The 2987-nt window shown below is 67.2% G+C and carries 3 protein-coding genes; all 3 read left to right on the top strand.

All coding sequences use genetic code 11. From position 1 onward, the window contains the following. The coding region (locus DQP58_RS26355; protein ID WP_205869553.1) for an MCE family protein at window positions 1-564 on the top strand (564 nt) is incomplete at its 5' end. Beyond that, entirely contained in the window at window positions 561-1601 is a 1041-nt protein-coding gene (locus tag DQP58_RS26350) for a virulence factor Mce family protein (protein WP_112710965.1), read from the top strand. The genes DQP58_RS26355 and DQP58_RS26350, both read left to right, overlap by 4 nt. After that, window positions 1598-2987, top strand: a 1390-nt coding sequence (locus DQP58_RS26345; RefSeq protein ID WP_112710964.1) for a virulence factor Mce family protein, incomplete at its 3' end; no start/stop codon positions are given. The genes DQP58_RS26350 and DQP58_RS26345, both read left to right, overlap by 4 nt.

Raw genomic sequence — 2987 nt, 5'->3', positions numbered from 1 at the left:
CTGGATCAGGCGTTGTTGTCGGCGGCCGGGTTCGGCAACACCGGTGCCGAGCTGTTCAACAAGGGCGGGCCATATCTGGCGCGCGGCGCCGAAGACCTGGTGCCGACGGCGCAGCTGCTGGATACCTACAGCCCCGAGCTGTTCTGCACCGTACGCAACTACCACGACATCGAGCCCAAGGCCGCCTCGTTCCTGGGCGGCAACGGCTACTCGCTCAACAGCCACACCCAGGCGCTGTCCGGGTTGGGGTTGGTCGCCAACCCCCTGTCGCTGGTTGCGGTCGCCGCGCTCACGATGGGGCTCGGCGGCGTCGCCGGCCTGGTCGGTGGCGCGCCGAATCCCTACGTCTGGCCGGAGAACCTGCCGCGGGTGAACGCGCGCGGCGGGCCCGGCGGTGCCCCAGGGTGCTGGCAACCGCTTACCCATGACCTGTGGCCCGCACCGGAATTGGTGATGGACTCCGGCAACAGCCTTGCGCCGTACAACCACCTGGACACCGGATCGCCGTATGCGATCGAGTACGTCTGGGGACGCCAGGTAGGGGATAACACGATCAACCCATGAAAATCACCGGAACCCTTGTCAAACTCAGCATCTTCTCGGTGGTGCTGCTGATCTTCACTGTGATGATCATCGTGGTGTTCGGTCAGATGCGCTTCGACCGCACCAGCGGATACACGGCGGAGTTCACCAACGTCAGCGGCCTGCGCGCGGGTCAGTTCGTGCGCGCCTCCGGGGTCGAGGTCGGCAAGGTCGACACGGTGGAACTGGCCGACGGCGGCAAGCGGGCACGGGTGAAGTTCAACGTCGACCGCTCGATCCCGCTGTATCAGTCGACGACCGCCCAGATCCGCTACCTGGACCTGATCGGCAACCGCTACCTCGAGCTCAAGCGCGGCCAGGGCGAAGGAGCCGACAAGGTGCTGGCGCCCGGCGGGTTCATCCCGCTCGCCCGCACCCAGCCGGCGCTCGACCTCGACGCCCTGATCGGTGGGTTCAAGCCGTTGTTCCGGGCGCTGGACCCCCAGAAGGTCAACAGCATCGCGACCGCGCTGGTCACCGTGTTCCAGGGGCAGGGCGGCACCATCAACGACATCCTCGACCAGACCGCGCAGCTGACCAGCCAACTCGGTGAGCGCGACCAGGCCATCGGCGAGGTCATCAAGAACCTCAACACGGTGCTGGACACGACGGTCCGGCACCGGCAGCAGTTCGACCAGACCATCAACAATCTCGAGGTGTTGATCACCGGTCTCAAGGACCACGGCGACCAACTCGCCGGGGGGACCGCGCACATCAGCAACGCCGCCGGCACGGTTGCCGACCTGCTGGCCGAAAACCGCGGCCTGCTGCACAAGACGATCAACTACCTGGACGCCGTGCAGCAGCCGCTGATCGACCAGCAGGACCAACTGCAGGACTACCTGAAGAAGGTGCCGACCGCGTTGAACATGATCGGGCGCGCCATCGGGTCATACGGGGACTTCGTGAACTTCTACGCCTGCGACATCACCCTGAAGATCAACGGTCTGCAGGCCGGCGGCCCGGTCCGCACGGTCCGGCTGTTCCAGCAGCCGACGGGTAGGTGCACGCCGCAATGAGAACACTGGAACCCCCGAACCGGGTCCGCATCGGGCTGATGGGCATCGTCGTGACGGTGCTGGTGATCGGCGTGGGCCAAAGCTTCACCAGCGTCCCGATGTTGATGGCCAAACCGCATTACTACGGGCAGTTCGCCGACACCGGCGGTCTCAGCAAGGGCGACAAGGTGCGCATCGCCGGCGTGGACGTCGGCAAGGTGGAGGGTCTCAAGATCGACGGCGATCACATCGTGATCCAGTTCAACGCCGGCACCGCGACCTTCGGCACCGAGAGCAGGCTGGCCGTCAAGACCGACACCATCCTCGGAAAGAAGGTGCTCGAACTCGAGCCGCGCGGCGCCCAGACACTGCGACCCGGGTCGACGTTGCCGATCGGCCAGAGCACCACGCCCTACCAGATCTACGACGCGTTCTTCGACGTCACCAAGGCCGCGCAGGGCTGGGACATCGACGCGGTCAAGCAGTCGCTGCACGTGCTGTCGCAGACCATCGACCAGACCTACCCGCACCTGAGCCCGGCGCTCGAAGGGGTGGCCAAGTTCTCCGACACCATCGGCAAGCGCGACGAAGAGGTCAAGCACCTGCTCGCCCAGGCCAACCAGGTCGCCGGCATCCTCGGTGACCGTAGCGACCAGATCGACCGGGCGCTGGTCAACGCCAAGACCCTGCTGGCCGCCTTCAACGAACGCGGCCAGGCCATCAACGCCCTGCTGAGCAACGTCGCGGCGTTCTCCGAACAGGTCAAGGGCCTGATCAACGACAACCCGAACCTCAACCACGTGCTGGAGCAGCTGCGCACCGTCAGCGACATCCTGGTGCAGCGCAAAGACGATCTGGCCAACGGTTTCACCGAGGTCGGCAAGTTCCTGCCGTCGCTCAACGAGGCCATCGCCTCGGGTCCGTTCTTCAAGGTGGTCCTGCACAACCTGGCGCTGTACCAGATTTCGCAGCCCTGGGTGGACGCCGCCTTCAAGAAGCGCGGCATCGACCCGGAGAACTTCTGGCGCAGTGCGGGATTGCCGGCCTACCGGTTCCCCGACCCCAACGGCACCCGGTTCCCCAATGGCGCGCCGCCGCCGGCGCCGCCGGTGCTCGAGGGCACGCCCGACCACCCGGGTCCGGCCGTCCCACCGGGATCGCCGTGCTCGTACACGCCGGCCAATCCGGGCGGCAACGTCACCGTCGGGGACGAGGGTCTGCCGCGGCCGTGGAACCCGCTGCCCTGTGCGGGCGCGACGACGGGCCCGTTCGGAGGGCCGAGCTTCCCGGCGCCGGCCGACGTGATGACGTCGCCGCCCAACCCCAACGGTCTGCCGCCCACGCCGGGCATCCCGATCGCGGGCCGGCCGGGGGACCCGCCGCCCGACGTTCCGGGCACCCCGGTGC

Origin of the sequence: Mycobacterium colombiense, assembly GCF_003284975.1 — a bacterium.
GTDB classification, from domain to species: Bacteria; Actinomycetota; Actinomycetes; order Mycobacteriales; family Mycobacteriaceae; genus Mycobacterium; species Mycobacterium europaeum_A.
Note: the sequence above shows the minus strand (reverse complement) of the source record. Positions and strands in the feature narration are given on the sequence as shown.